Genomic DNA, 7,618 nt, shown 5'->3' with positions numbered 1-7,618 from the left:
CCAGCACCAGTCTGCATCGTGGCCTTTGCCCTCTTGCAAACCGAACTCTTCACCTAAGAAGCTATGGTTTTTATAACTTTTACGTAATGTATCAATCGTCAATTGTTCTAAATAACGATCTACACGTGTTACAGGACCATCAATGCCTTTCTCTTCAACTTGCAAATCGAGCTTATGACGATTTTGATGCGCTTTTAAAAGCTCTTGACCAACTGTTTGAGCCGCACGCGCAGCCATCACCACCATAGGTTCCATTGAACACCCACTACAATACAAATTTGAAGATTTTGACAAAGAATAATGCATAAAAGCGTATCCATTTTAGCAAATGAATACGCTTTTTGGGAAAAAATGTTTCGAAAAATTTTATTGAGGTATTAAACCACCTGATTTACCTTAAGCCATGCTCGCTCAATCGAGTTCAAAATACCCTTAGCATCTAAACCACAATCTTGTAGCATTTGATTATGTGTCGCCTGATGCAAGAACGAGTCAGGCAGACCTAAATTAATGATAGGTTTAACAATTTGTTCTTGAGCCATAAACTCATTCACTGCACTACCCGCACCACCCATAATCGCGTGTTCTTCAACTGTCACGAATAAATGAGTATGCTCAGCCAAGTCTCGAATCATTTGTTCATCAAGCGGTTTTACGAAGCGCATATTTACAACACACACACTGACGTCATGTTTTTGCGCAAATTGCTCAGCTGCTTCCAGAGCAACCATGACACGACTACCAAATGCTAAAACCGTAATCTGCTCATCACTATTTGCTTTAATTTCTGCAACAATTTCAGCTTTACCCAATTCAAGAACAGTCATCTCTTTTTGGATTTCGACGCCCACACCTGCACCACGCGGATAGCGTACCGCAGCCGGGCCATTATAGGCATAAGCCGTATGAAGCATTTGACGGCATTCATTTTCATCTTTCGGTGCCATGATCACCATATTAGGCACAGTACGCATATAAGCATAGTCATATGCACCTGCATGCGTTGGACCATCTTCACCAACCAAGCCTGCACGGTCAATACCAAAAGTCACGTCAAGATTTTGCAATGCGACATCATGAATAAGCTGATCGTAACCACGCTGCAGGAATGTTGAATAAATGGCGACAACAGGTTTTAGCCCTTCGCATGCCATTCCTGCCGCAAGTGTTACAGCATGCTGCTCTGCAATCGCGACATCGAAGAAACGCTGCGGAAATTGCTTCGCAAATTTGACCATGCCCGAGCCTTCACACATTGCAGGCGTGATTGCAAGCAAGCGCTCATCTTGTGCAGCTTCATCACACAACCACTCACCAAACACATCAGAGTATTTTGGTGGTGTTTTCCCGCCCGAAGCAGCATTAATTTTGCCAATCGCATGGTAAGTAATCGGGTCTGCTTCAGCAGGAGCAAAGCCTTTACCTTTCTTGGTATAAACGTGAACTAAACGTGGACCTTTGCGTTTTTTGAGCGCGTTGAACACCTGAACCAACTGAGTGACATCGTGTCCATCAAAAGGCCCGAAATAATCAAAACCAATTGCTTTAAATAAATTATCTGCCGCGTCGGTTGCCGATTGGTGTAATCGAGAGTTATATGTCCATTTTGGGTGTGGCTGGATATAAGCTTCACCATGTTCATTGACATTAACTAAATGACCTTTTTCCCAAATTGCAGCTAAATGTTTGGCAAAGCCACCTGTACTGCAAGAAATCGACATATCGTTGTCATTGAGTACAACAATTAAATCTGCATCATGAGCAACAGCATCATTCATTGCTTCAAATGCCATGCCCGCAGTCATTGCACCATCACCCACAATACAAACGACTTCACATGGGTCTTTCTGATAGCGACGTGCCAAAGACATACCCAAACCAGCTGAAATAGCAGTTGAAGAATGCCCTACCCCAAAGGTATCAAAAACAGACTCTTCTCTGGCTGGGAAAGCAGCCAATCCATTTTTAGCGCGAATGGTCGTAATTTGTTCACGGCGTCCAGTTAGGATTTTATGTGGGTATGCTTGGTGTCCCACATCCCAAACTAAACGGTCATTTGGTGTATTAAAGCAATAATGCAGCGCTACCGTCAGCTCAACCACGCCGAGGTTAGCACCGAAATGGCCACCACTCTGGCCTGCTGCATATAAAATATATTGACGCAACTCATCAGCCACTTGTAGTAATTGGCTATGCTCGAGCTGACGTAATTGTTGAGGATGATCAATCGCATCTAACAATGGCGTAACAGGGCGTTGAGTTGGAATTTCGGTATACAACATATGTGGCAAAGCCTTTATAAGCCTGGCAAATCCTAAGCTGGGTCAAAATGGGTCGATCATACAATCGAATGAAGTCACCTTCAATCAGCCACATTTGCGAACGAGATCATGCAAAGCAGTCTCTCATACAGTATGGGTATGGTTGGCAGATTATCCTGAATAATCTGACTATTTATCAACTATTATCGTCTTCTTTATACAAAAAAGAAAACCTTAGTGTGCAAAATGATTATGACAATTCGACCAATCTCCCAGCATTACGCTATACTTTAAACCGTTTTCGGTTAAAAGATGAGTTAATCTGTGCCTATAGAGTTCATTGCAACATCAAAACTCCCGACCGCTTTTGGTGAATTCAATATTTCTGTGTTTCAAGATCCCGTAACAGGTGAAGAACATGTGGCACTTTCCAAAGGGTTAGAAAATCCGCCAACGGATCCTGTTTTGGTCCGCGTACATTCTGAATGCTTAACGGGTGATGCGTTTGCATCATTGAAATGTGACTGTGGCCCACAACTACAAGCCACTCAGAAACTCATCAATGAAGCAGGACAAGGTGTAATTTTATACTTACGTCAAGAAGGACGCGGTATTGGTTTAACCAATAAAATTCGTGCTTATGCCCTGCAAGATCAGGGGCACGATACAGTAGATGCCAATTTACTACTGAATTTACCCGCCGATGCACGTCGTTACGATATGTGCAGTATTATGCTCGACCACTTAAAAGTGAAAGAAGTTAAATTAATTACCAATAATCCTTTGAAAATTCAGGCACTCAAAGATCAAGGTATTAATGTCGTAGACCGTGTACCTTTAACTGTCGGCCGTAACCCTTTTAATGAACAATATTTAAAAACCAAACGTGAAAGAATGGATCACCTTTACCAAAAAGATGATTTTTGATTTCAAGTCCAAAATTTAAAAATTATATTTAAGGGATTTTTTCAGGAATTAGAAAAAATCCCTTACTTTTTTTATGGATTTATGTTTTGATGTATCTAATCTATTTCGATCATCTTTGAGGGTCATTATGCAACATCCGACTTCAACAGATATTCAACGTGTCCGCGAATTTCTCCTCGATTTACAAGCCCGTATTTGTGCCGGTTTAGAACAACAAGAAAAAGCTGGTGGTGGGACAGCAGAATTTATCATTGATGATTGGGAGCGCCCTGAAGGCGGTGGCGGCCGTTCACGTGTACTGCAAAATGGTACAGTGATTGAAAAAGGCGGCGTGATGTTTTCACATATCAACATTAGTAAACTGCCTGCTTCTGCAACAGAACGTCACCCTCAAATTGCAGGGGCAAAAGCTCAAGCGCTAGGTGTGTCTTTAGTCATTCACCCTAAAAACCCGAATATTCCAACCTCGCATGCGAATGTCCGCTTATTCGTTGCAGAGCGTGAAGGTCAAGATCCGATTTGGTGGTTTGGTGGAGGTTTTGACTTAACGCCATTTTATCCAGATGATCAAGATGTTTTAAATTGGCACCAAGCCGCTTATGACCTGTGTAAGCCTTTTGGTGACAATGTTTATGCTGAACATAAAAAATGGTGCGATGACTATTTCTATTTAAAGCATCGCGATGAACAACGTGGTGTGGGCGGTTTATTCTTTGATGATTTAAATTGCTGGGATTTCGAAACCTGCTTTAAATATATTCAAGCCGTAGGTAATGGCTATTTAAATGCGATCTTGCCAATTTTCGAAAAACACCGCGAACAGCCTTATACCGAAGCTCAACGAGATTTCCAGCTTTACCGGCGTGGCAGATATGTGGAATATAACTTGGTGTATGACCGCGGTACGTTGTTTGGATTACAAACAGGTGGCCGTATTGAGTCGATTTTAGTTAGCCTACCTAATCTAGCTGCATGGTCTTATCGCCCTGAATGGGATGAAGACTCTCCAGAGAAGCGTTTAACTGACTACTATTTAAAACCTCGTGATTGGTTAGGTTTAGAAGAAAAAGTCGCCTAATTTTTTGTTTTGGGGATTCTTTGGCTTCCACCCTAAAGAATCTCCTTTTTTGATTTCCATTTGCCTTCATTCAAATATTTTTTCTTGTGCTATTTTGACTTATAGTGAGGCCTGCTGAATATTCAGTGCAGACTCTATCTGCTTCATGCCATTTTAAAATTTTGGATACAAGAATGACCAAACAGTTTGCAGTAATTGGCAATCCGATCGAACAATCACGCTCTCCTGAATTGCATCATGCTTTCGCTGAAAAAACAGGTGTTGAGCTAAACTATCAAAAACGGCTTGCTCCTCTTGACGGTTTTGAATCGAGCATGCGAAGTTTCTTTGCAGAAGGCGGCAGTGGTATGAACGTTACTGTTCCTTTTAAAGAGCAAGCTTTTGCTTTATGTGATGTGTTAACCGAGCGTGCTCAAATTGCTAAAGCTGTAAATACCTTATGGATGGAAAATGGCAAATTGCATGGTGACAATACAGACGGCCAAGGCTTAGTTGCCGCAATTCAAGCTTTAGAATGGAATCTTGAAAATACAACTATTTTAATTTTAGGAGCTGGTGGCGCAACGCGTGGTGTTATTTATCCCCTTGTACAGGCTGGTGCCAAAAAAATCGTCATTGCAAACCGAACTTTAGCTCGTGCAGAACAACTTGTAGATGACTTAAAAACAGCAGTTCCACAAGCCCAATTACAAGCAATTTCCCTAAATGATTTAGAAGGCGATTTTGATATTGTGATTAATGCAACTTCGGCAAGTCTTTCAGGCGATGCTTTACAACTACCTGAAAAATTAAAATTTAAATATGCCTATGAAATGGCTTATGGCAAACCTTCTAGTTTCCTTGATCAAGCGAAACAGCGTAATGTGCCTTATGCGGAAGGTTTTGGCATGTTAGTAGGCCAAGCTATTGAAGCCTTCTCTATCTGGAATGGTGTACGACCACAATTAAAAGATTTTCTATAAACCAAAAAAAGAACCTACATATGTAGGTTCTTTTTTATCTTACTTATTATTTTTTAGCGGCAACCATTTGCTTATAAACTTCTCGGAAAATTTCATAATCGATAAATTCATTATGTTCAGGTTTTAAGTTCTGAATTGTTTTTTCCGAAAGCTGTTTTTTACGAGCAGCCACATAAACATTCCCTAAAATATCAGCCGTTTCTGATAACAGATACTTTTCTTCAGCAGAAACACCATTTTGTTTTTCAAACTCTAACTGATACTGTTTTGAGAAAAGTTGGGCTGGCTGTTTATATTGCTTCTGTAGCTTCTGCCAAGCTTCACGCCCTGTTTTACCTTGTATAGTCGTTAATACAATATGATCTACAGCACGTCCTAACTCGTGGTCAAACTGATCATCTTGTTCAAGATGATGTTGTTTCTGTAAAGCGGTAATACGCTCTAAGGCTTTTTCTTGAGGATTATATGTATCTTCATCAGAGAACCAGTAAGCATAAACCTCAGCAATTTCTTGTAGCTGTTGAACTGAATAATACTTAATATATGACGGTTTTTCGGCAGTCAATTTGGCAATAAATACTGCTTTATAAGTTTTGTCATAAGCATGCGTTGCATCATAGGTTTTATCTGCAAGTACAGCCAGATTTGCATCTAAATCTTGTATATCACTATGTGTGCCCACAGGGTGCTCTGAAACATCACTTTGCCCAAGCTTTTCACTAAAACCTTTAATAAAGTTTTCCAGCATAGAACCTTTACTTGCTTCAGCCACAGATTTAGCTTGTTTAAGCTGCTGCTGATCAATTGAAGTCGCTTTCCCATAATTCAGAATTTGCATATCTGCTTTAATATTGAAGCGGTGCTTAAACTCAGCTGGCGTATAATCAACATCGTAATCCATATTGACTGCACGGCCTTTGTCATCTAAAGCCACATCAATTGTGATTGGGTTTCTTTGCTTCGGTAAAGCTTGTTCAATTTCATCCTTATGTTTTAACCAAAGAGCTTTGAATGCTTCATCATTAATAAACTGGTTTTGGTTATACGCTTCAAAAGTTTGCTTTAAAGCGTCCTGACGAGACTTAATTTGCGCTTTTTGAATACTTGTATCGCTCTGATCTAGAACATCAATACCGTAGATTTGGCAATAATTAATATCCCCTAAAGCGACCGGTTTTTTAAGTGATTTTAATTCAATACATTGATCTTCCGTCAGGGCAACTACTTCTTCATTTTCTGAAGTTTGTTCAGTCTCTGCTACAGCTACATCACTCGCCTCTTCACTAGAAGCAGACTCTACTTCCTCATCTTCAGAAGTAGAGGTATTGCCTAAATGAGCATTAACAAGGGAGTACAACTGTTGGCTAACAGCAGCGGCATCATCAGAAGAAACCTTTTGTTCTTCTTTACCAGCAGTGCCTTTTTTCGCATCAGAAGCAGCAATCTCTGCGGCAAGCGTTTCAGCAAGTTTTTCCTCATCAAGACCTAAAACACTTTTTTGAAGATATTTTTCATTAACTTGCCCAAACAAATCTACTTCTAAAAGCAGTTGCTCAACCGTCGTCTTTAAACGAATTCTTTCAACCGCCCCTGCTTTACGATCAGCCTCAGTCAACGATACACGTTGTAGGTTTTGCGGTTCAGCTAATCGGTATGAAACAGCACTTGAAGCTTTAAGGTATTCAATAAACTTCTTCTGATCGACATTTTTAAAGAAGGCTTTATATTTTGAGAAATCAACATAAGCCAAATTATTTTGATTATCTTTATTAACCAAATATGGCATCAAACCAAAATAATTTATGTAAAACTTATAATTCTCAAGATCAAGCACCATTGGCAATTTTGCCTGAACTAAAAGTGTCGGTTTTTCATATCTAGCAGTTAAATTAAATGAACCCATTTTTTGACGATAATGTATCGAGCCGTCATAACTAAACTGAAGATCATTTAACAAATTAAATAATACGGTATTAATTTTTTCAGAACGTGCTGAGGAAGTCAGTCCCAAATCACCTTGTTCGTTTGCAATCGCCGCATATAAGGTTTGTTTCTGTGCTTTACTTAAGGCAACTTTTTGTTCACGTAAATATTGATCAACTTTCTTTTGTAATTCAGCATCTAGCTTAGCAGTATTCTCAGCTTTTACATTTTGCTTTATTTGTGAAGGATCAACGGTAATTTTAAAGTTTCCGCGATAATCATAACTTGGGTATTCATACATCGCATTAACACTTTGAATGGCTTTTTGCTCTAAACTCGCAGATGCCACCTGTGGACGCACGCCGTGTTGTGCACATGCCGTCAAGCCCAAACTAAATAAACATAAACTGAGATATTTTAAATGCATAACCTTTTTTAAAACCTTATCGCTTTATCTTTTTAACAAA

The 7,618-nt window shown here is 39.8% G+C and carries 6 protein-coding genes; 3 read left to right on the top strand and 3 right to left on the bottom strand.

Annotated features, from left to right (window positions below; translation table 11 throughout):
* Positions 1-255 (bottom strand): inositol monophosphatase family protein (locus tag C1642_RS04370; protein ID WP_322869413.1); only part of this gene is annotated, 255 nt, incomplete at its 3' end.
* Between the two features lie 122 nt (positions 256-377).
* Positions 378-2,282 carry a 1-deoxy-D-xylulose-5-phosphate synthase gene (gene dxs, locus C1642_RS04365; RefSeq protein ID WP_000967375.1) on the bottom strand — a complete coding sequence of 635 codons (1,905 nt, stop codon included), beginning with the start codon at positions 2,280-2,282 and terminating at the stop codon, positions 378-380.
* A gap of 303 nt (positions 2,283-2,585) precedes the next feature.
* Here dxs and ribA point away from each other — a divergent pair, with 303 nt between their 5' ends.
* From ribA to aroE, 3 genes are all read left to right on the top strand, one after another.
* Complete coding sequence (gene ribA / locus C1642_RS04360) at positions 2,586-3,188, top strand: GTP cyclohydrolase II (protein WP_032046388.1); 603 nt, start codon at positions 2,586-2,588, stop codon at positions 3,186-3,188.
* Positions 3,189-3,315: 127 nt separating this feature from the next.
* A complete protein-coding gene (gene hemF / locus C1642_RS04355) occupies positions 3,316-4,266 on the top strand; it encodes an oxygen-dependent coproporphyrinogen oxidase (RefSeq protein WP_058062061.1) in 951 nt (316 codons plus the stop codon).
* A gap of 173 nt (positions 4,267-4,439) precedes the next feature.
* Positions 4,440-5,228 carry a shikimate dehydrogenase gene (gene aroE, locus C1642_RS04350; RefSeq protein ID WP_046879521.1) on the top strand — a complete coding sequence of 263 codons (789 nt, stop codon included), beginning with the start codon at positions 4,440-4,442 and terminating at the stop codon, positions 5,226-5,228.
* Between the two features lie 46 nt (positions 5,229-5,274).
* Here aroE and C1642_RS04345 read toward each other — a convergent pair whose 3' ends face one another.
* On the bottom strand, positions 5,275-7,578 hold the full coding sequence (locus tag C1642_RS04345; protein WP_103235964.1) for a hypothetical protein: 2,304 nt from the start codon (positions 7,576-7,578) through the stop codon (positions 5,275-5,277).
* Positions 7,579-7,618: the final 40 nt, after the last annotated feature.

The organism is Acinetobacter sp. AKBS16 (assembly GCF_002899995.1).
Lineage (GTDB): Bacteria > Pseudomonadota > Gammaproteobacteria > Pseudomonadales > Moraxellaceae > Acinetobacter > Acinetobacter baumannii.
Note: the sequence above shows the minus strand (reverse complement) of the source record. Positions and strands in the feature narration are given on the sequence as shown.